The 22,462-nt window shown below is 39.2% G+C and carries 20 protein-coding genes; 5 read left to right on the top strand and 15 right to left on the bottom strand.

What is annotated here, in order from left to right:
* Positions 1-37 precede the first annotated feature (37 nt).
* From V7Q04_RS12105 to V7Q04_RS12035, 15 genes are all read right to left on the bottom strand, one after another.
* The gene (locus tag V7Q04_RS12105; protein WP_333805419.1) at positions 38-547 is read right to left on the bottom strand and encodes a hypothetical protein; all 510 of its coding nucleotides are present in this window, start codon (positions 545-547) and stop codon (positions 38-40) included.
* A complete protein-coding gene (locus V7Q04_RS12100; RefSeq protein ID WP_333805418.1) occupies positions 544-1,497 on the bottom strand; it encodes a hypothetical protein in 954 nt (317 codons plus the stop codon). Before V7Q04_RS12100 ends, V7Q04_RS12105 begins: the two co-directional genes overlap by 4 nt.
* Entirely contained in the window at positions 1,494-2,171 is a 678-nt protein-coding gene (locus V7Q04_RS12095; RefSeq protein WP_333805417.1) for an ABC transporter ATP-binding protein, read from the bottom strand. The genes V7Q04_RS12100 and V7Q04_RS12095 overlap by 4 nt, the downstream gene beginning before the upstream one ends.
* Positions 2,168-3,280, bottom strand: a complete 1,113-nt coding sequence (locus tag V7Q04_RS12090) for an ABC transporter permease (protein ID WP_333805416.1) — start codon at positions 3,278-3,280, stop codon at positions 2,168-2,170. Before V7Q04_RS12090 ends, V7Q04_RS12095 begins: the two co-directional genes overlap by 4 nt.
* Positions 3,270-3,458: a hypothetical protein gene (locus V7Q04_RS12085; protein ID WP_333805415.1), complete on the bottom strand. Its 189-nt coding sequence runs from the start codon at positions 3,456-3,458 to the stop codon at positions 3,270-3,272. The genes V7Q04_RS12090 and V7Q04_RS12085 overlap by 11 nt, the downstream gene beginning before the upstream one ends.
* A complete protein-coding gene (locus V7Q04_RS12080; RefSeq protein WP_333805414.1) occupies positions 3,455-4,312 on the bottom strand; it encodes a nitrous oxide reductase accessory protein NosL in 858 nt (285 codons plus the stop codon). The genes V7Q04_RS12085 and V7Q04_RS12080 overlap by 4 nt, the downstream gene beginning before the upstream one ends.
* Positions 4,313-4,336: 24 nt before the next feature.
* Positions 4,337-5,170 carry an SEL1-like repeat protein gene (locus V7Q04_RS12075; RefSeq protein ID WP_333805413.1) on the bottom strand — a complete coding sequence of 278 codons (834 nt, stop codon included), beginning with the start codon at positions 5,168-5,170 and terminating at the stop codon, positions 4,337-4,339.
* A gap of 133 nt (positions 5,171-5,303) precedes the next feature.
* Positions 5,304-7,997: a cytochrome c biogenesis protein gene (ccsA, locus tag V7Q04_RS12070; RefSeq protein ID WP_333805412.1), complete on the bottom strand. Its 2,694-nt coding sequence runs from the start codon at positions 7,995-7,997 to the stop codon at positions 5,304-5,306.
* A gap of 29 nt (positions 7,998-8,026) precedes the next feature.
* Positions 8,027-8,992, bottom strand: coding sequence for an NrfD/PsrC family molybdoenzyme membrane anchor subunit (gene nrfD / locus V7Q04_RS12065; protein WP_333805410.1), 966 nt, complete (start codon positions 8,990-8,992; stop codon positions 8,027-8,029).
* A gap of 1 nt (position 8,993) precedes the next feature.
* On the bottom strand, positions 8,994-9,665 hold the full coding sequence (locus V7Q04_RS12060) for a 4Fe-4S dicluster domain-containing protein (protein WP_333805408.1): 672 nt from the start codon (positions 9,663-9,665) through the stop codon (positions 8,994-8,996).
* A gap of 36 nt (positions 9,666-9,701) precedes the next feature.
* The gene (locus tag V7Q04_RS12055; protein ID WP_443070043.1) at positions 9,702-10,487 is read right to left on the bottom strand and encodes an FKBP-type peptidyl-prolyl cis-trans isomerase; all 786 of its coding nucleotides are present in this window, start codon (positions 10,485-10,487) and stop codon (positions 9,702-9,704) included.
* An 88-nt stretch (positions 10,488-10,575) separates the two neighbouring features.
* Positions 10,576-12,645, bottom strand: a complete 2,070-nt coding sequence (locus V7Q04_RS12050; protein ID WP_333805405.1) for a multiheme c-type cytochrome — start codon at positions 12,643-12,645, stop codon at positions 10,576-10,578.
* Positions 12,646-12,811: 166 nt separating this feature from the next.
* Complete coding sequence (locus tag V7Q04_RS12045; RefSeq protein WP_333805403.1) at positions 12,812-14,227, bottom strand: c-type heme family protein; 1,416 nt, start codon at positions 14,225-14,227, stop codon at positions 12,812-12,814.
* Positions 14,217-14,906, bottom strand: a complete 690-nt coding sequence (locus V7Q04_RS12040; protein ID WP_333805608.1) for a response regulator transcription factor — start codon at positions 14,904-14,906, stop codon at positions 14,217-14,219. The genes V7Q04_RS12045 and V7Q04_RS12040 overlap by 11 nt, the downstream gene beginning before the upstream one ends.
* 199 nt (positions 14,907-15,105) lie before the next feature.
* On the bottom strand, positions 15,106-16,407 hold the full coding sequence (locus tag V7Q04_RS12035) for a DNA polymerase Y family protein (RefSeq protein WP_333805402.1): 1,302 nt from the start codon (positions 16,405-16,407) through the stop codon (positions 15,106-15,108).
* Between the two features lie 326 nt (positions 16,408-16,733).
* Between V7Q04_RS12035 and mgtA the strand changes: the two genes are divergently transcribed.
* The 5 genes from mgtA to V7Q04_RS12010 all read left to right on the top strand — a co-directional run bounded on the left by mgtA (position 16,734) and on the right by V7Q04_RS12010 (position 22,462).
* Positions 16,734-19,448, top strand: a complete 2,715-nt coding sequence (gene mgtA, locus V7Q04_RS12030) for a magnesium-translocating P-type ATPase (RefSeq protein ID WP_333805401.1) — start codon at positions 16,734-16,736, stop codon at positions 19,446-19,448.
* A gap of 346 nt (positions 19,449-19,794) precedes the next feature.
* Positions 19,795-20,256 (top strand): YccF domain-containing protein, encoded by a 462-nt coding sequence (locus V7Q04_RS12025; protein ID WP_333805400.1) that lies wholly within the window; start codon positions 19,795-19,797, stop codon positions 20,254-20,256.
* Positions 20,257-20,267: 11 nt separating this feature from the next.
* Positions 20,268-20,855, top strand: coding sequence for a DedA family protein (locus tag V7Q04_RS12020; RefSeq protein WP_333805398.1), 588 nt, complete (start codon positions 20,268-20,270; stop codon positions 20,853-20,855).
* Positions 20,856-20,907: 52 nt separating this feature from the next.
* A complete protein-coding gene (locus V7Q04_RS12015) occupies positions 20,908-21,486 on the top strand; it encodes a DUF4337 domain-containing protein (protein WP_333805397.1) in 579 nt (192 codons plus the stop codon).
* On the top strand, positions 21,476-22,462 hold the full coding sequence (locus V7Q04_RS12010; protein WP_333805396.1) for a Ppx/GppA phosphatase family protein: 987 nt from the start codon (positions 21,476-21,478) through the stop codon (positions 22,460-22,462). The genes V7Q04_RS12015 and V7Q04_RS12010 overlap by 11 nt, the downstream gene beginning before the upstream one ends.

Below are 22,462 nucleotides of genomic sequence, written 5' to 3'. Positions count from 1 at the left end.
CACTACTTTATACTTTTTTAATATGCTACATTGGGTATTAAAGTTTATTGTTAGCAAGCAGTGAATTGATCATTGGATTGAGCAGGGTTTCGCCACGCAGTGCAAAAAGCTCTACTTCGTTAAAATAATAGTCCGCTGTACCGTAAAGATGGTACTCGTACGCTCCAAAGCCATACCCCATCGGAGTGATCTCTACGCGTGAGTACCATGCATCTTTGGCTAAAACATAACGTGCAGTATCTTGCGCATACACCCAAACAACAACCTCATTTTGGTCTTTCTGACGTCCTAACCAAAGCAGGACATTGCCAATGTCGTTAAAAAAATAGGTATCGCCATTTGGCAAAATGGCTTGTGCAGAATTAAAAAGATCGACAATGGGCAGACGACTTTCCGTACAAATGTACTTCTCTAAAACAATCTCCAAAGGCTCTTTTTGGGTATTGCCATGACGGACTAAAACACGTGTTTCACTGATGTCCATGGTAAAAATAAGCAACCCAATAACGCCTAAAAGCAAAAGGCTTGCAAAGGTTGATTTCATCATAGAAACACCCCTGTCATGAGGTAATAGCGCACGACATAGAAACTACATATAAGTGCCGTCACTATCAAACACATTGAAGAGTATTTGAGCAGGTAAACATACGATTTTTGCGTAATGCGTTCAATTAAAAAAGGCATGATTCCAAAGAAAATGCCTAAAAAGAGCGACCCCCAAATCAGATAACCGATGTAATAATACTCCTTTTGAAGCATACAGTACGGGCATTTATGGTTGGGCATTTCGTAGATGTAAAGCCCAAAAAAATAGGTAATCGCATAGTATGCAATAAACAAGAAAAGTAAGTTACAGGTAAAACTTGCCATCGTTTGTTTGAGATGATTTAAAAGAATAATCGCACCCAAAAGAGTGTAAAAAAAGAGTACTAAAAGCGTTTGTGTATAGCCAAAAGGAAGTCTTGGTGCTTGAAATACGACCGAACAGCAAAAAACAGGAACGGTGAGCGGGATATTGGAAAAGTAGAGCATTTCCAACACAAATTCACCTAAAACACCCAGAAATAAAACGGTAAAAAGAGTGTATTTGCGTTTTAAATAGGGAAACGTGATATGAAGAAGATCCAGTTTATTGATAATCAGCCAAAGTCCAAAACCAAAGATAAGCAGTAATTTTAAGAGTAAGAGGGCATTACCATAATGATTTGAACCTACAACACCCGCAGAACACATAGCACCAGGGACGATGCCTGAAAGCGCATTGAGGGATTGGATGAAAAAGAAAAATAGAACCACTTTGCAGGTAACGGTAAAGTAAAGAATGGTGTTAACCAGATAATTCTTTTTTTCAAGTGCGTATTGCAAGGGTGTGGTTGCGTTAAAATCCCAATGGCGTAAAATCGTGATGATGTTAAACTGTGAGATCGCCATCAAAACAACGAGAATGATCTCAATCAGTAAAAAAACGATGATCTCATTGGATAAAAAGATACTCATTCCAAAAGCTCACCATCGCGCATCTGTACACATCGGTCGATGACACCAAGATCGTCAAACAACGTGTCATGTGTGGCGATAATAACGGTTTTATGAAGTGCTTTAAATTTTTTAAGAATCTCAATAAAGATCAAAGCGTTTTCTTTGTCTAAATTTGCAGTAGGTTCATCGGCTAAAATGATCTCAGGCTCCATTACAACAGCCCTTGCTATCGCACATCGTTGTCTTTCTCCCCCGCTTAAGCTGCCTACATTTTGGTCTTTTTTATGCTCAATATTCGCCAATTGCATCGCACGGCTTACTTTTTCGTGTATCGCCTCTTTATCCAGAGTCGTAAGCGCCAAGGGTGCTAAAATGTTTTGGTAAACACTAAGTCCTTCTAAAAGATTGAACGATTGAAAAATAAACCCTATCTCTTTGTGGCGAAAGGCTGAGCTCATAATGTCGGGCAGTTTTGCGATGTTTTGCCCATTGATCACAATTTTGCCTTCACTTGGTTTGCTAAGTCCACCAATAAGCGAGAGTAGCGTACTTTTACCGCTACCACTGACACCTTTTAAGATCACAATTTGGGCATCTTCAACAATGAGATTGATATTTTTAAGCGCATAAAATGCATTAGGCTTGTTTGGATTGTAAAGCTTATGCAGGTTTTGAATGAGAATTTTACTCATGATTTCACCGCCTCACTCATGTCGCTAATCGCGATTTTCCATGCAGGTAAAATCACAAACGCCAAGAAAGGAATGACCCCAAAAAGAAAGATAAGAAAGAGCAAATTGACATCTACCACGGGGGTGAGCGATATGCTATTTTCAAGCTCATTTCCTAGAAAAATAGTGCGAAGATAAGGCGCATTGAACATGAAAACATAGATGTAGGAGAGCGCTACACCTAAAAGATACGCACTCAGAGAAACCACCGTGTTTTGAATAAATTTGAGCGCAATGATGTCTTTAATGCAAAAGCCAAGACTGCGCAAAATAGCAATCTCTTTTTTCTTTTCACCGTACACCAAGCCGATCTGATTTTTAAGCAAAATGAAAAAAGAGACCAAGCTCACGACGTAAAGAATCATGAAGATGCCACCTTTGTAGTAGTACAAATGACGTACAGCACCTATAGCGTCAGCTTGGGTCGTGGCTTTAGCAGTGGGATAAATCTCTACAATTTTAAGTGCAACATTACCCACTTCATTAGGGTTGGGCACAGAAACATAGAGTTTGGAGTACTCATCCATCTCCATTCCTAAAACAGCGCGCGCGGTATTAGGATTCAAAAAGATCGCATCATTGGAGAGGATGTTTGTCCCTTTTGGAGCAATTTTATTAATTTTAACTTTGATCAGGCGCTCTTCGGTGAGAAAATGAAACTCATCTTTGTAGTAAAGCTCTGCCATTGCTTTTTGAACACCCTGTCCTATGAGCATCTCATCTTTCGCCAAACGTGCATCGCCAATGATGTGAAACCACAGACGTTTTTGCGCGAAATAGTAATAGCCTTCTACCACACCTTCAACACTGCTCACACCCGTAATTTTGGAGGCATCATACACATACCCCTCGTGCATCTGATACGCCCTACCCGCTCTCGTGTTTTCCACGACAATTTCAGGTTGAGATTTGATACTTTGAATGAGATCATACTGTAACGAATCAGAGATAAACAGAACCGAACTTAAGATAAAAACAATAAACGAGAAAATCAAAAAGCTAAAAAGATGGTCATTTCTGTCTTTAAAGAGCAATAAAATAGCATACTCAACAAAATTTTTACTGAGCATACACAAACCTTTGGTATGCATTTGTTGGAAAACTGAGCGAAGCCTTAGCATCTTTAACATGCAAAGAGAGTGCTTGGATCTCTTCTGCTTTCTTTTGAGTAGGAAATTGCACCATATGTACCGCCATAACACAATAGATCAGTGAAAAAGAAGCGGCAAGCATAGCTAAAAATTTCATAGATTTTTTACCATAACTTCCGTAATTTCATCATAGGAGATGACCTTTTGACCGTTGTGGTCGCGTGAAAAGCTCAAGGCTTCTTCTTGGGTTGCAAACGGAATAAGTTCATTGCCCATAGGGCCATACACGTTTGAACCTAGCACATAAAACGCTTTGGAAGCTTCCAGTTTTGAAAGCTTATAATAATCACTGACGTAAAACTTATCATTACTTAATTTTCGAGCAAAGGCATATTTCATCATGTCTTTCACGCCATCAAAATAAAATGTTTTGTCCCCATCATACATCGCAACCCACTGAGGATATTTGGCAACGAACATACCACAGATAGGGCATTTCGCATCTTTAGGCACTTCTATTTTGCTCAAAGGGGCTAATGAGGAAGCTGGTTTGGCAAAATCTTTAGGAAAATCCTCTGAAGCCACCGCATATGCCTCTTTAAAATTCATCACTTTTCCACCATTTTCTGAGACAAAAGCAAGTGCGTCTTTTTCAAGACCAAACGCATAACTGCTGGTACGGGTCATCGTACCTCGCACTTTACTGCCTACTACATAAAACGCCTTTTTAACATCAATAAGCTCTAAACTCATCGTATCTACAACTTTAGCATCTTCTGGGATTACCCCTTTGGTTGATTCATAAAGGCAGTGAATAGAGCAATACTGGTGGTTCTCATGCGTGTGGCTGGTTTTGTAAAACTTCACCAAGTGCATTCCACAATTAGGACATGCGTATTTGTCTTTGCCAGACTGAATGAGGGTGGCATTGGCTTCTGGTACGCTTTGAAACATCTCAGCATTAGAAAAACTCAAAAAGCAAAGTAGTGTAAAAATGACTCGAAACAACATTTTTTATCCTTTTATATCGAACTACTATTTTGTAATTTTCTCAAGTAATTGAGCATTTTCACAACTCTCTTTGAGTCCTTTGTCACAACTACTTTTAAAAAGTTCTTTGGCTTTGGTGTTGTCCACGCTCACACCTTTACCCTCAGCGTATAAGATACCAAGGTTGTTACATCCTTTGTCATAACCGCTGTTACAAGCTTTTTCATAAAATTGACTCGCTTTTTTATAGTCTTGTACACTTCCTTTACCCAGTGCATACATGAAGCCAAGGTTGTCACATCCCATTGCAATACCACCGTCACATGCTTTTTGGTAATACTCATTCGCTTTTTTGTTATCAAGGGAAACACCGCGACCTTGCGCATGCAAGAAACCTAGGTTATTACACCCCATCAAGTCTTCATTCTTACATGCTTTTTTATAAAATTCTGCCGCTTTAGCGTAGTCTTGTTGCACACCTGCCCCATTGGCATATAAAAGACCTAAATTGGTACAGCCTTCATCCTGCGCACACGCTTTTTCATACAGTTTAACCGCTTGAGCAAAGTCTTGCTTCACCCCGTTGCCACTCTCATACAAAAAGCCCAAGTTATAACAAGCAGAGGCGAAGTCGGCAGAACAGGCTTTTTCATAAAGCTTAACCGCTTTGGCATAGTCTTTGGTAACATTGCCAGTACCCTCAGCGTATAATACGCCAAGGTTGTAGCATCCCGAAGCTTTACCTTCGTTGCACGCTTTGTCATAAATCTCAACGAGTTTTTGATGGTCACCATTTTCTTTGGCATCCATACCTTCTTTGATAAATCCAGCGTTTGCCATCACAGCACACGCTATTAAAATGAGTAGTTCTTTTTTCATTGTTTATCCTTTTTTGATTAAAAATAGAGTTCTTGCAGAACTCTAAACACGCTTTTAAAGCAAAGCTCTAAAAGCTACGTTAACACTGAGTTTTCTTCGGCAGAATGCCCACACACATTTGGTGCTAACTTCACTAAACTGTTTTAACATCTCTGCCCTTATACGCCAAGGCAGCTAACCCAAACAAGGCTACCAAGAGATAATAAATAAAACTTGGCAAAGAGGCATGTTCCCCTGATGCCGCGTAAGAGTGCATCCCCGTAAGATAAAAATTAACCCCAAAATAGGTCATCATAATGGAGCTGTAACCCAAAAGCGATGCAATTGAAAACACATAAACAGAGTTCAACTTTGGAATAAAGCGAAGATGCAAAATAAGTGCATACACGATGATGGAAACAAAAGACCATGTCTCTTTTGGATCCCATCCCCAGTATCTTCCCCACGATTCATTCGCCCAAATGCCTCCAAAAAAGTTCCCCACAGTAAGCATGGAAAGCCCTATAATAAGGCTTATCTCATTAATGGCAATCAAATGTCTGATTTGTTCATTCATACGTGTTGCATTCTTTTTGTTTTTAAGCATCATCAGCACCAACGTAATCAAACCAAGCAATGCTCCCATACCCAAAAAGCCATAACTTGCTGTAATGACGGAGACGTGAATGGTGAGCCAATACGATTTTAAAACAGGTACAAGGTTAGTGATTTGTGGGTTTACAAAACTCATATGCGCTACAAGCATCACGATAGCCGCTAAAATGGCTGCGGCAGAGAGGGAGAGAATGGATTTTCGAAAAACCATAACACCTGCCAAACTTGCTGACCAACCGATGTATACCATCGACTCATACGAGTCACTCCAAGGTGCATGACCTGAGATGTACCACCTAAGAGCCAAACCCAAACTGTGTGCGATAAAGCCCGCTATAAAGAGGGATAAAACACTCTTTTCCACGGTAGGGTAATTTTTGCATTTAAAGATAGAAAAGACGGCTAAACTAAACGCGCCCAAACCAAGCAAAAAGTAAAAACCAATCAGTTTTTGAAACATCCCTAAATGATTGTAAAGTACTTCTGCACGTACACGTGTCTCACTTGGCATGATCTCCCCGCTAAGGGCTCGTTGGTTTTGCTTAAGCCCAGAAAGTGCATTATTGGCATTTTCCCAATGATTGGTGGTAATGCCTTCTTGAAGTGCCACAAAGTAGTCATTGAGCATACTTTTGACATCACTGCCTACTTGTGGATGACTAAAGGCATCATTGGGAGCAATCCACGTATGCATAGCATCGTTTGGAATAGGAATAAATTTAAAAAAGACCCCTTTGAGGGTAAGGTAAGCAATATTGAGTTTTTCATCAAATTTAATGACATCATTATCAAAAGTATCACGTTTGGACCCAGCTTTTTGATTGGCGGCATTGACATGTTTTGCAAGCTTGTAGTACCCCTCATCATCAAACATGGAAGCAAAGCTCACATACTCCGTTTCGGGTGGTAAATTAAGTGCTTTTTTAATGCTTGCATTGGAGAGCTTAATGATGTTCATCTCTTGCCAAAGCGCTGCGTTAGAGCTCATACCTAAGATCATCTGCTCAGGCGTAAGCCCAAAGAGAGAACTTTGACCTGTTATTTTATTGACGATTTCCATAGCTTCGGTACTGATGGGCTTAATTCTTCCCCTATAATCTTGTACCAATAGTGTACTAAACGCTCCGTTGGCATGTTCATAAGAATTTTTACGAAACTGCTCAAGCGAATCTGTGGTGTCCGCTTTTAAAAGCGTTGTCGAACACAAGAGCAGTGGTACAAAAAACGATAAAGCACTTTTTTGCAAAAAGGCACGAAGTTTTAAAAACCTGCTTCCTTTGGTAAAAAAGTTTCCGATAAACCCTACACAAAGTAGAAAATAACCAAAATACGTTGGCCATTTACCAGGGTCTTTATTCACCTCTAAAATGGTACCCTTTTCATCTACATCATACGAAGATTGAAAAAATTTATACCCTTTGTAGGAGAGAGGATGGTTCATAAAAATGCGGTAAGGTAACACGTCTTTTTCAGCACTATCCACCACTTCAATGTCGCTCGCGTAAGAAGAAGGACTTTGTGAGCCAGGGTATCGTTGTAGCTCAAAATCGATCAGTTTAAATGCAAAAGGAAGTGCTATAACTTTAGAACCCCACGCCAGTTCAATCTCAACATCATCAAAAGAGAGCTTTACAGGTGGTTCTATCCAACCCGCACCGCCTTCAATTTTTGCCGTTTTGAGTTTGTTATCGTAACGTGCTTCCACGATGAGGGTACTTAGTTCGCCTTTGGCACCGGCATGGTAACTTTTATAGTTCACTTGCAAAACTTTACCACGCACCATCACATCGTAAGAAAAATCGTTATTGCCAATTTGTCCTAAAGCAAGCGGATACTCTAAAAAATCTTGCTCCGTTTTGATGCTAAAATAGGACTTCACCGTCAGCATCTCATTTTCACTCAACCCTTCTCTGATATGAATAACCCCTTCATATCCAAAGTAGCGCGTCATCGCTGCACCAATCAAAATGGCAACGAACGCAAGATGGAGCGTAAATGCACCTACTTTTTTCCACATCTTATTTTTATAGATAATGCCAACCAAAGAGAGGGTCAGCAAAAGCATCACCCCCTCATACCAGAAAGCATCATAAACAACTATTTTAGCGCTTTGGGTGTCATAAGCACTCTCGATAAACGTAGCAACACCTGCACCCAAACCCAACAAAAACAACATGAAGAGCATAAATTTATACGAAAAAAAGAGTTTTCCTAAGGTAGATATGTACTTCATGTTAAACCTTTAAATCAAATCTGCATACATCACACGCCAAACGTTTGTCCCGCGTAAATAATAAACATTCTAAGGCATAAAACGCCTACCACACTTGCCAATCCTGAGAGGTAAAATGCGGCATGTGAATGCGCTAGCTTTTTACCTAAAGCAAAATTGAGTACCAAAGGAAGACCAAAGCCAACTCCCATGACACCCACCCAAAAGAGTGTCGCGAACACACCGCTTTTAAACGCAACCGTCGTAGTTTGTTGAAACTCATTGCCGACTAAAAGTGAAACAAATAACATTGCAATGAGCATAATCTCAATCGCCATAATAGGCCACTCAATCGTATGCAATGTTTTCAGATCAGATGAATGCGTCTCTTCTTTGAAAAAATACGAAGCAATCATACTGGCAGACGCCGTTCCAGCGGAGAGACCCGAAACCACAAAGAGTGCTGGAAGAATTGCTGTATTGAGTATGGGAAAGCGTACCAAAACAGAAATTAAAAACCCTGTATACGCACAAATAACCACTGCAAAAATAACGCTTAATACTTCAATAAGTGGGCGCAATTTTCTCAAAATTCCCATAATGACAACAAAATACTCTACTATTTTCGCCCAACTTTGTGGAATGTATGAAAGAATCTCTTTCTCAAACATATAAAGACACATAATCAGTGTGAGTGGAATATAAACCGAAATTGCCATAACACCAATCGACATAACCGATGTAAAGTTATAGTGAATGAGAATTTTCCAAAAATAGAGTGGTTTTTCAAGATCACCCACCAAAAAGACCATACCAAAAGCAATGGTGACAAAGGACACCAACGAAGCCGCTTTTAAAAGCGGTGTATCAACATGTTGTTTTTTGTAAAAACGTACCAACAAAGCGACAATAAGCGCTCCACCTGAAATACCCGCAAGCAGAAGATAAACCGCGATCGGCCAGCCCCACTCAACGCCATGCGAAAACCCGTATGTATAATTAATGGCACCGTTCATATCACACCCCCACCTTGACAACAGGTATATAGCGCAAACTTGGTTTTGTTCCATACGTTGGCTTCATACGCACGTGATCTTTGACATGTAAAATTTGGTTTATATAAGACTTTTCATCGTTTAAATCCCCAAAAACAAGCGCTTTATATTTGCATGACTCCACACAGGCTGGCTCTTTGCCTTTGGCTAAATTGGTACCCAGACAAAAGTTACAATTTTCTGCTGCTTTAGTCTTATGGTTGATAAAACGCACATCATACGGACACGCCACAATACAGTATTTACAAGCGATACAATCATCAGGATTCATCGTAACAATGCCAGTTTTAGCATCTTTGTGACACGCACGACTTGGACATACTGCCACACACGGAGCATCTTCACACTGCTGACACGAAACACGTACGTATCTCTTTTCCATTGGTGTTGCAGGATCTGTTTTATTTTCAACGTAAAGCCGTACCTGCCCTTCTGGCACTTCATTGACTTTTCGACACGCTACTTCACAATCCGTACAACCCACACATTTGTTTTGATCAAATATCATCCCGTAGTGTGGTTTTTTTTCTTCTTTTCCTGCTTCAATGGCAACACTGTAACCCGCAGTGCCCAATGTCACAGAACCAAGACCCAAAACTTTTAGAAAAGCTCTTCTTTTCCCATCATTTTCCATCTTCCCCTCCAATTCGTGTAGATGAACACTCTTGCTCTACAGTTTCTTTTTCTCAATACCACCGTGAGCTTGTTTCATTTCTTCTTCGCTAAGTGGCTTTGCACTATCTGTAAGTTCGCCTGGTTTAAGCACTTTCACCAACTCTACCTCAAAAACAACGGTTGAACCAGCAGGAATCTCTTGCATATCTGCATTGCCATACGCTAGTTCACTTGGGATAATCAATTTATATTTTGATCCCTCAGGCATAAGCATTAACCCTTCTTGCAAACCATCAATAATATTAATCATCGAAAGATGCGAAGGCGTTTTACGCTCATAGGTATCATCAAATACCTTACCGTCTACCAAATAGGCTTTGTAATTCATCATAACAATGCTCTCTTTTTGCGGTTTTGAACCACCGCCAAGCGTAAGCACTTCATATTGTAAACCTGATTTGGTTGTTGTCACTTTTTTATTTTTAGCATTTGCTGCCATATATTTTTTGCCGTCTGCAATATTTTTATCCAAGGCTTGTTTAAATTTATCTTGACTGACTTTATTTAACACTTCTGCGCGGCTATTGAGATGCGTTATAATCTCTTCATCTTTAAGTTTTTGTTGTTTTTTCAAGGCATCAATAAACCCATCAATCACCGCTTCAATATCAGATTTTGCACCCATCTCCGACTGTTCAAAAAGTTGATTTGAGATATAGCTTCCTGTGGATACACCAATACTGTATGACTCTTTTTGTACTTGTGTTTTTAGCTCACCAGCAGTCGCCCCAGAAACCAAACAAATAAATACAAATAATCCTGTTGAGAGTTGTTTACGCATCATCTTAATACCTTTACATGTAAAATGAAGTGGGCTACAAACGCTATAGCCCACTTAAAAATCGCACTTTACTAAAAGTGCGACACCGCTATTTTAGATTTTTATTGACAATTCTTTGTGCTTCATTGATATACTCAATAGCCGCATCAAGTCTTTGTTTAGTGTATTTGAAACCGTGCATACCCCATGAACCGTCTTTTTCAACGAGATCAACAGCTTGTTGCGCTTTTTCGATCAACTCGTACACTCTGGTTTTATCCGATGGTGAGAGTTTTTTCACTTCAAGCAATGAGTAAAGTCCTTGGATGCCTACTTTTACCTGTGTGAATTTATCTTTCACAGGTGTTTGCCAACCCATAACCTCATCGTACGCTTGTTTTTGATCTTTAAAGTGAAGTGTCTCTTTGAGTTCTGAAACAACAGGACTGTGACAGCCTTTTGCCTCTACTTGCTCTTTATCTGCCCATGTTGTACGTGCACATGACCACATAAGATCTACAAAGTTACGACCTTCATCGTTCCTTTCAAAATGCCAATCTTTTGTATCTCTTGGTCCTGTTGCAGCTGAACTTGGTACCAAAGATTTACGTTTTGGATCTACATCAATTTTCCAGATGTGTGAACGTCTTTGAGTATCCATACCTGCTTGGTCTTGGAACTGAACCGCATACCAGTTTTCACAACTCATCATAAACGGCATGTGACATGTCTGACATGAGTTTTTACTGTGTGTATCTGATTTAGACTGGATATATCCTTGTTCTTTATGGCAATCCACACACTGTTTTTTGAGTTTTGGTTTGGTATAAAGGGAACTTAAATAGCCTTGATTTGCATTGTAATTGGTACCTTTAAGATCTTTTTCGCCCGTTACAGGTCCTGTGACATCGTGAGGATCATGACAGGTTGCACAACGCATACCTTTTTCATAGTGTGCTGTAAAGTAAGTTTGAGAACCTTCACTACCACATCCTGGTCCCATTGATTTGAATTTTGAACTCAAAGCAAGATCTGGCTTACCTACATTGGCAGGGTTTTTAGCAAGATCGGGGCTGTAGTTAAAGCGTTGGTGACATCGTTCACAATTTGAGGTAAGAAGCCCAGAACCACCCTCTAAGTGACCGCCTGCGCCATGACACTCTTCACACGAAACACCTTTAGAGATGGTGTGCTTTTGAAGCTCTTTTGCATTACCAAGAGCATTGTAAAAGTCGTTTTGGTTTTTAAAATCAAACTTCCAAGGGTGGCACACTTCACAATAAGAAGAACCTGCTTGGAAATCCATTGATTTTTTGTATTTTGCCGCATACGAAGCCAAACCTCTGACATAACCACCATTATCACCATAATCAGCCAATGTTACAGGAAAATCTGGAATCCATTTTTTGATTTTTTTTGCAACTTCAGGCGTTAGGTTCAGTGCCCATGTTCTTTGCCATTGGTTTGCACCTGCGGTAATTTGACCCGTACCATTTTTAAGAAGTCCGCCTTCTACATGGTAAGTTCCACGAAGTAACCACGCATCCAAATAGCCTAATTTTGTTCTAACATGCCCTATAGTACAATAGATCACATCAGGGGTAATTCCTTTCGGAAGAATTGATGCTGTGTCTTTATCAAAAACTGGATCCACCAAGTTGTTGTTAAACTCTGGATGTTCTCCTGGGAATCTGATTGTAGTTGAGTGTCGTGACCTGCTCCATGTTTCATATTGTGCAGGGTGGCACTCGCCACATTTTTCTGGTCCAATAAATTTGTTTGGAAATGCAAGTGTTGAAGTTCTTGCAACCCTATACATCATTGAACTTACACCTTCACCGCCACTACGTTTACTTGCTTTTGAAAAGTCTTTACCATGACCTTCCGCAATAAACTCTTTACCACGATCAGCAACATGCATTTCGCCAACCGTTTTACCACCGTATTTGGTAAAAATAGGGTGATTCTTAAAGAGCCAGTCATACATAACCTGCTCTTCGACAATATAGTCTTGCAACGAAGTAACGCCTCTGCTCTCCTTAGTACCCTTCGGATTAGCAATGATGCCCTTTGCATCCTTACTCATTTGCATCCCCTCCATGCCCTCAGCGTTTAAGCCGATGGAAAAGAGATTGATACACATGAATAAACCAAGTAACACTTTGTCCCAATTTTTCATGTATCCTCCTTTGAAAAATCGAATCTCAAATCATCTACGTTTCTTCATATACATGAAAAAACGTCAATCATTTAAAGACCAACCAGCACGAATGCCTCACTAAGAATACTATCAGTAAAAAAGGGGGGAAAAGGGGGAAGTATTAAATTTGTGTTAAATATGTAAACTAAAAAATAATTGTAAAAATTACACCTTCATCTGAATTTTCAACGCGCAATGTTGCACCACTTTTTTCAATAATCATCTGGCTCATATAAAGCCCTAGCCCGCTGCTAGACTCTTTGGTTGTAAAATAAGGATCAAAAACTTTCTCGATGATTGCAGGATCAATGTGCCCCGCATTGTTTTCAAGCGTCATAATAGGCACGCCATTTTGTAAAAATGCTGTGATTTTAATCTGTTTATCTTTACTATGATGTGTCATAAATGCTTCTTTGGCATTATTCATAATGTTGATAAGCACTTGTACGATCTCATTGGCATAACCTGAACGTATAAAGTTGTTTTGAATATCGATACTCACGTCAATCGCATATTTTTCAAGTGACGCACTGAGCAATTTTTTGGCTTGAAAAATCACCTCTTGGGCACTGAACTCTTTTTTAGCCTTGTTGGGTAAAAAGAAGTTTTTAAAATCATCAATGGTATTGGACATAAAGGCAAGCTGTGCGTTTGCCTCTGCAATTTTTTTCGTTACTTTTTCTTTGGTGAGTTTATCTTGGTCGCTGTGCAGTTCAAGGTTAATTAAAATAGCACCCACTTGCGCCAGTGGCTGTCGCCATTGATGCGAAATGTTCCCAATCATCTCGCCCATAGATGCCAAGCGGTTTTGGCTCATCATCAACATATTCGTTTTTTCTTTGAGGCGTAATTCGTTTTTATAAATTTTGTAGATAAACAAAATAAAGATAACAAACACAATGAACATAACAAATCCACCTACGATAAACTCTTTAACATGATAGGTTAAAATGCTGTAAACAGGGATTTTGAACGAAATCATTGCAATGACATCGCCTACTTTACTTTGAAAATCAGGAATCGTATGGTACTGCTCCACCATGCGCTTTGGAGCACTATTTGTGGTATGGCACTGTAAACACGAGGGGTGAGAATTGTGAATAGGAAGTCCCACGAAAAAATAGGGTTTATTGTTTTCTTTGATAATTTGAGAATACTCTTGGTATTTGCCCTCTTTAAAATCGTCCAAAATCTCATTTTCAAAGCTGTTGCCCTCATGTTCAGGATTGAGAGGGTTTGTAGCGATCAATTTGTAGTCGTAATTAATGTTCTTTTTGGCACGTTGGATGTTGTAGATTTCACGCGTAATATACGAAGATGAAAGCAACCTCGGATCAAAAAAATCCTCTGCCAACATCTTTTTTTCTTTAAGTTCGTCTATCAAAGGACGTTGTACCACGGAGACGTAATCTCGAATCGCATTCATGGTATCTAAGATAAAAATGGCTTCTTGTCTGGCATCTTTCATCGCTAATTCGCGGTAAAAATTGAAAAACAAAAGTGTTATGATTGAATACATAACGACAAAAAGCGCTACGATGATTTTAAAGCTATATTTCACACACGTATCCTACACCGTAAAGGTTTTTGATGAAATTATTATCGATTTTTTTACGAAGTTCTTTCACAATGGACTTCAGGGCTTCTTTACTGGGTTGTTCAAATTCCCACATATAATCAAACAGTTGCTCATATGTAACGGTTTGATTTGAGCGTTTTAAAAAGTATTCTAAAAGCCTACTCTCGCTTTTAGAGAGATGAATGAGTTCACCTTGATGGCAAATGGTTTTTTTGCAAAAGTCATACTTGCATTCAGAGGTTATTTGAAGCATCGGCGTATGCCCGATCAACTCCATAGCCACATCTTCTAAAGCTTTAATAAGCATATTTTTATCGTAAGGTTTTACCAAATAACGTGTAATTTTAAGCTCAACAGCGCGCCAAAGATACTCTTGTTCCGTATGAGCAGAGAGGATTATAATTGGTATTTTTTTGTCAAACTCTCGGATTTTCTTGACCACTTCAAGTCCATCCATATGCGGTATAGAAATATCAAGCATTAACACATCATAAAGGTTGCTTTTTGCTTCATCAAGCGCTTCAATGCCATCACTGACACCAACAACCTTCCCAAAAAAAAGCTCTAATGACTCCATGATATTGTTTAAAATACACGCTTCATCTTCAACACACAGCACTTTTTTATTGGAGAGGACATCTAAAAGATTGCATTCACTCATCATACCAACCCTATCACATTATTTAACACTCATGCGTGAATATGGTAACGCATCGAAGCTTATAAAATAATTTTCTAAGTAAATTATAAGTTTAAGAGACAAAAAATATAACGCAATTGCAACAAGAATGGACCAAAGCATCGCTACAGCATGGGCAATAATGCATAATGCCCTTACAGGTAGATCTATCGCTTGATTTTTAATCTAACCTATTTTCTTGTTTCTCCACACCACTACGAATAATGTCAACACCATACTTGTCGCGCAGTTTAGTGAGCTTTTCAGACAAGCGTTTAGACTTTTCATCTTCGTTTACATGTAAAAGGGAAAAGGTTTTGGTTTGTGTGGGTGTAATAAAGTTTGAAACAGCAAGGCTGATATAATGAACGCCATAATGCGGATGAGAATCAAGCGATGTAAAACACTGCACCACCAATTCACGGTACATATGCTCGCTAAAGGCACGGTCAATGGTTTGAGAAGCTTTGGAGGAGATACCATTTTCATATTTAATCGCGAAAAAATAAGTGGTAGGATGCAACCCCAATTTGGCAATTGTATAGGAGAGATGACGTGAGAGAATAATGGCACGGCGTACCATTTCATCACGATTATGTATAACATGAAAATTACGTGAAATGCCGATGGAACGACGATCTCGTTTGGTGATGACAGGTTCATTATCGACTCCGCTAATACGTGCTAATAGGTCTTTACCGATGGTTCCCCACCCTGAAACCAACTTTTGATGTTCCAACACTTCACCCAACGTGGCAATGCCATAACTGGCAAATTTTTTCTGCAACATTTTTCCAATACCGGGGAAACTTTCAATAGGCATCAATGAAACAAATGAAATAATTTCATGTTTACGAACCAAGGTAAGCCCATACGGCTTATTAAAGTCCGTGGCAAGCTTGGCGATCCATTTAGAACTCGATGCCCCAATAGAGATAGGCAGATTAAATTTTTCTAAAATCTCTTTTTGCAACGAAGCAACAAAATCATACGTCTCTTCTTCTTTAACCCAGCCTTTAAGATCACCCCAAAACTCATCAATGCTGTACTGCTCTAAGATGGGAATTTTGGTTTGCAAAAAGGCTTTGAGCTTGGTGGAAAGCAGTTGGTAAAAGAGATGATCACTGGGAACGACAAGAAGTTTTGGACACATAAAAAGCGCATCGCGCAAAGAAGTTCCTGTTTTAATGCCATACTTTTTCGCTTCATAACTCTTAGCGATGACAATGCCATGCACCCTGCCCCTTTCATCCATAAATTCGTTCTTCCATGCATTTTTATCAAACCCCTGAAACATTTTTTTATGTTGCATTAGTCCATTAAACCCACCCACAGAATCCGTCATCATGCTTTCGGTGTCTTGTGTGCTGAAAATTTTGGTATCACCACTTTTACACACAACAACAGCTCTATCCCTAAGTTCAGGAATTCTTGTGCGCTCAGCGGAGACAAAAAAACAGTCTAAATCAAGATGAATAATCACATAAAACCTTTTACATATGCAAGATTAAAGACAGTATAACGTTCTGTGAAAAAAATACTTCAAAGTATGGCAGTATGAAATATATATCTATCCTTACCTCGTTGAAAGCCATAAAAAAATTTGTAACCAACTATTTCAAAAAATAAGATAAAATTCCACACGTAAACACATCACAAGAAAGGACGCTACATGGAAGATCATCCCCCTAGTTGTAAAGTCCGCTTATTTCTTGGTGATTTATTTTGCGCTGCATAACAATTGAAATAAGCTGACTCTAAACATTTAAATCACCTTTTTACCGTCACAATTACTAAAAGGAAATGATTATGTTTAAGTATGATTACTTTTTTCAAACCCTAGTGCCTGCATTTTTGCCAAAAAACTTTAAAGCTTCAAAGCAAAACATTGCAAATGCACAATCCAGCACCCATAAACTTCAAGAGCTTGCGACCTGTTCCAAAGATGTTTTATTTGAAAAGCTTCAAAGCTCAGAAAGAGGCTTAAGCCATCATGATGTGAGAAGACGTATTGCCAAATTTGGGCATAATGTTATTTCAGAAAACAAAAAAGCAAACCCTTTTCTTGTTATCCTTGAAAATGTCAAAAATCCATTGACACTGATGCTTATCGTACTAGCAAGCGTCTCACTCTATATGAACGATATGCGAACAGCCATGGTTGTCGGAGGAATGACACTGCTAAGTGTTATCTTATCTTCTGTGCAAGAACTTCGATCGAGTAAAGCAGCTGATAAACTCAGTAAAATGGTCTCTTCTACTGTCACGGTACTAAGACAAGAAACGGAGACTATTCCTCCAGAAATTCCTGACAAATTTGGAATTAAACTCTCCGAGCCTCATTCCATAACACTTGAAATACCCATCAAAAATATAGTTTCGGGAGATATTGTCCACCTCAGCGCTGGCAATATTATTCCAGCAGATTTAAGAATTCTCAGTGCAAAAGACCTCTTTTTAAATCAAGCTTCCTTAACGGGAGAAGCAATGCCTGTCGAGAAATTTGCTATCAATGAACCTTACGAGGTTACGTCGATGCTAAGCGCCCATAATATCTGCTTCATGGGTTCGAGTATCGAAAGTGGAACGGCGATTGGTATTGTGTGTACCACAGGGAAAGAGACGTACCTTGGATCTATCGCAAAAGTTATCGAAAGTGCGGCAGAACCTACCAGTTTTGATATAGGCATCAAAAAATTTACATGGCTTATGCTTAAATTTATGTTCGTCATGGTGCCTGTGGTCATGCTCGTCAATGGTTTTTTAAAAGATGATTGGATGGGAGCATTTTTATTTGGTCTCTCTGTTGCTGTTGGATTGGCTCCTGAGATGTTACCGATGATCGTAACGGTCAATCTCAGTAAAGGTGCTTTTGCCCTCTCAAAACAAAAAGTCATTGTCAAAAAGCTCAGTGCTATCCAAAATTTTGGGGCAATGGATGTCTTATGTACCGATAAAACAGGAACGCTTACGCAAGATAAAATCATACTTGAACAGCATGTCAATATAAACGGCGAAGCATGCAACCACGTTTTAGAATTAGCTTACCTCAATAGCTTCCATCAAACGGGTTTAAAAAATCTTCTCGACGTTGCCGTTTTGGAACACTCTGAAATTGAGGGGTTGGCAAAAAATGAATTTCCTAATAAAATTGATGAGATTCCCTTTGATTTTAATCGTAAAAGAATGTCAGTTGTCGTTGGAAAGACCGATAATTCACATCTACTGATTACCAAAGGTGCTGTTGAAGAAATGGTAAAAGTGTGCAGTCATGTAGAACGCAATGGTGAAATTTTGCCATTGGGTAGCACCATGCACGGTGAGATTTTCAATCTGGTCAATAGCTATAACAACGATGGCTTTAGAGTCATTGCCGTTGCCTATAAAAACATACCAAGTTCACAACAAGCTTACGCAGTATCAGACGAATCTGAGATGATCTTAGCGGGCTTTATGTCATTCCTTGATCCTCCCAAAGACAGCGCACGCGAAGCCATTAAAATATTGAATGAATATGGTGTTTCTGTCAAAGTTCTCACCGGTGACAATGAACTTGTGACAAAAAAAATCTGTAAAGATGTAGGATTAGATATAACAGCTGTTTATCAAGGCTCTGACATTGATGCCATGAGCGAAAATGAGCTCAAAATTGCTGTTGAAAAAGCCAATGTATTTGCCAAACTCTCCCCCGATAATAAAGCGAGAATTGTAAGCGCTCTCAGACAGAACGGTCACACGGTTGGTTTTATGGGTGATGGCATCAACGATGCGCCCGCACTCAAACTTGCCGATGTGGGTATCTCGGTCGATACGGCTGTTGATATTGCTAAAGAGACAGCAGACATCATCTTACTTGAGCGAAGTTTGCTTGTTTTGGAGCAAGGAGTCTTACTGGGAAGAAAAGTCTTTGCTAACATTATTAAGTACATCAAAATGGGCTCAAGCTCAAACTACGGCAACATGTTTAGTGTCGTGGGTGCCAGTGCCATTTTGCCTTTCATCCCAATGCACCCGATTCAAATCGTCACCAATAACTTTTTATACGACCTCTCTCAGTCCACAACACCCACCGATCATGTGGATGATGATCTCATCAAAAGCCCTAAAAAATGGGATATTGCAGATATTAAAAACTTTATGCTTATCGTTGGACCAACGAGTTCCGTGTTTGATTATATTACATTTGGAGTTATGATTTATATCTTTGATGCTTGGCATAATGAAGCACTGTTTCAAACAGGTTGGTTTGTAGAGTCTCTCATCTCTCAAACACTGATTGTGCATATTATTAGAACCAATAAAATTCCATTCTTTCAAAGTACGGCAAGTTTACCGGTTATCTTAATGACAGCAAGCATTATGTGTTTTGGAATTTGGTTACCTTTTTCTCCTTTTGCCTCAGCCCTTGGGCTTGTTGCACTTCCTATGGAATATTGGAGTATTTTAGTTGTGATGATGATAGCGTATATCTTTCTAACGCAAAGTGTTAAAATGTACTATATTAGAAAATTTGCTAAATTTTAAAGCAACCGCATAAATACACACCCTATAACAATGCTGCGACTTCTCAAAACATAGAAGTCGCACAATTTTTCTCCATTGACTTTTTATTTACTAAAGGTTAACAACACGTTTAATCTATTTCTCTATACTTTCATTACCAAGACAAAAACCTCCTTTTTGTGTAGAACTCAAACATTTTTAATAAAGATGCACTCAGATTGCCCGGTCTGAGTGCTACTTCTTTTTTCACAATCCAAAAACCTCTTCTCCATTTTGCAAATCTCTCAAAAACCACTTTTATTATGTAATCGAAAAAATAAAAATTTCAAGTACAATACGGCACTTAAAATTAACGAGGACATTCATCATGCGCGCAATAGGTAATTTTTTATGGTTCATTTTAGGCGGTGTCTTTATGGGACTGTGCTGGTGGATCGTAGGCGTATTGGCATTTATAACGATCATTGGCATTCCTTGGGCAAAAGCCTGTTTTGTTATAGGTCAATTTACATTTTTTCCCTTTGGGAAAGAAGCAATAAGTCGCAAAGAACTCTCCAACAAAGAAGACATTGGTACAAGCGCTTTAGGTGTTATTGGTAATATTTTTTGGTTTTTCTTTGCAGGTATTTGGCTTGCATTGGGGCATATTGTCTCTGCCATTGCCTGTTTTGCTTCGATTATTGGTATTCCTTTTGGATTTCAACATCTTAAACTTGCTGCCATTTCACTTTTCCCCATCGGACAAACCATTGTCGATAAAGAAGTTGCCGCGGCGGCTCGTAAATACAATGCAGAAAATGTTGTCTCGCAAATGCGTAACAACAGCTAAATAGAGACCGCATGGAAGAATTATTTTTATCATTAATGAGAGAATACGGTTATGTGATACTCTTTTTATGGAGTATTTTAGAGGGTGAAAGTGGTCTGGTTATGGCAGGGCTTTTTACCCACACAGGCGACATGAATCTTCTAACCGCTATCGTCGTTGCAGGTCTTGGTGGTTTCGCAGGCGATCAGCTCTATTTTTACATTGGAAGATTTAATAAAGCGTATGTCCATCGCAAACTCAAACACCAACGAAGAAAGTTAGCCCTTGCGCATCTTCTGCTTAAAAGGCATGGTTGGCCCATTATCTTTATGCAACGGTATCTTTATGGGCTTCGAACCGTTATTCCTATCTCTATAGGACTGACAGGATACAGCGCCAAGAAATTTGCGCTTATCAATCTCTGCTCGGCACTCTGCTGGAGTAGTATTATCATTATCCCTGTATGGTACTTTGGAGATGAGATTCTAGGCGTTATCAAATACGCACGTGCACATTGGTATTTCGCATTGCCTTTTATTGCGACACTCTTAGGTGTTGCTTACTACTATATCAATGCGCTAACCGATAAAACCCTAAAAACAAAAGCACATCGAATTTAGCATTTTTTTTGATAAAATACGCGCGATTTATTTAGATAAAAAGGAGAATGGGATGGAAAGTAACGCAATTGAAGAGCATTTAAAACAAGTTGAAGAAGCGATGGAAGAGGTCAAGCATAAAGAAAAAGAGATGGAAGGTTGGCTTTCATATATTTCGCTCAGTACGGCTATCATTGCTATTCTCACCGCACTGGTTGGTTTGTATGAATCTCAAATTACATCCAAAACGATTCTCACCAAAAACGAAGCGGTACTTTACCAAAGTCAAGCATCGGATCAATGGAATTTTTACCAAGCTAAAAGTGTCAAATCGCATATTTACGCTGTAAATGCAGAAATATTCCCTGAAAAAGCGGAAGATTTTAAGAAAAAAGTTGTTGTATACAAAAAAGAGCAAGAAGAGATTAAAGCTGAGGCTGAAAGAATTGAAAGGCTTAAAGAGCTACGCAATGCGGAGAGTGACCACTATTATCACATTCACCACATTCTGAGCTTTGCCATTACATTTTTACAAATTTCTATTGCATTAGCCTCTATTTCAGCGCTCACACGCAATAAAAAGTTTTGGATAGGCTCTTTAATTCTCAGTACGATTGGTGCGGTGATTGCTGGGTACTGCCTTGTTATCTAAAAACGCTTTTCGCCCCCTTCTGTTTCTTTTTATCGTCCTATGCCATACTGCCCTTTTGGGGGCAGAGCACTATGGGGCTATCGAGATAGGGGGAAAAGGTGTTAAGGCATATGTCATTGACATAGAGTCTAATCTTACCAAAATCAGCTATCGCAATGGGTTGAACACCTCCCCACAAAGTGGTATAACAGAGCATCAAACCATGAATAACGAAATGGTCAAACAAGTCACTTCTGACATTGTTACGCTTAAAAAGATTCTGGTGAGTGAACAAAAGATACCTGAACACAATATCTTCATTATCGCAAGCAGTGCCATCAACAAAATCAATAACAGACCAGAACTGGAAGCCAATGTCAAAAACAGTACACATTTAGTACTGCATTTCATTGATGAAAAAGAGGAGAGTACTTTCGCTTTTTACGGCTCCGTTCCTAAAGAACAATGGCATAAAGCTTCTATGATCGACATTGGTGGTGGTAACACGAAAGTTGCTTGGCTTGATACCAATAATACGATAGATTTTTTTGAAATTCCTCTAGGAACTGTCTCAACAACCCAACATGCCGATATACTTGACACTAATGCTTCTTTTCAAGAAAAATGCTCACATATTATCAACAAAGAACTCTCTGTCATCAAACTCTCCAAAGGGAAAGAGACACTCTTCGCCAGTGGCGGTATTTTCTGGGCGACAGCTTATTTGAAAACAAACGGTCACTTGGAGTCGTTTGTGCTCTTAGAAAAAGCAGATTTTGAAAACCTCATCGCTCTTTTTTCGCAAGAGCAAAGAAAAGAGTGCACCGATGCAACAGCACAATGCTATTTACTAGGCTATTATGGTGCTAAAAATTTAGTTGCTGGTGCATTATTGGCAAAAGAGACCATAGAGACTATGCAATTTTTCAATCAAAAAGTCTATTTTGTCAAAGATGGTGCATGGGTTATCGGGTGGCTTTTAACGCATACCCAATAA

This window comes from Sulfurospirillum sp. (genome assembly GCF_036802865.1).
Classification (GTDB): Bacteria; Campylobacterota; Campylobacteria; order Campylobacterales; family Sulfurospirillaceae; genus Sulfurospirillum.
Note: the sequence above shows the minus strand (reverse complement) of the source record. Positions and strands in the feature narration are given on the sequence as shown.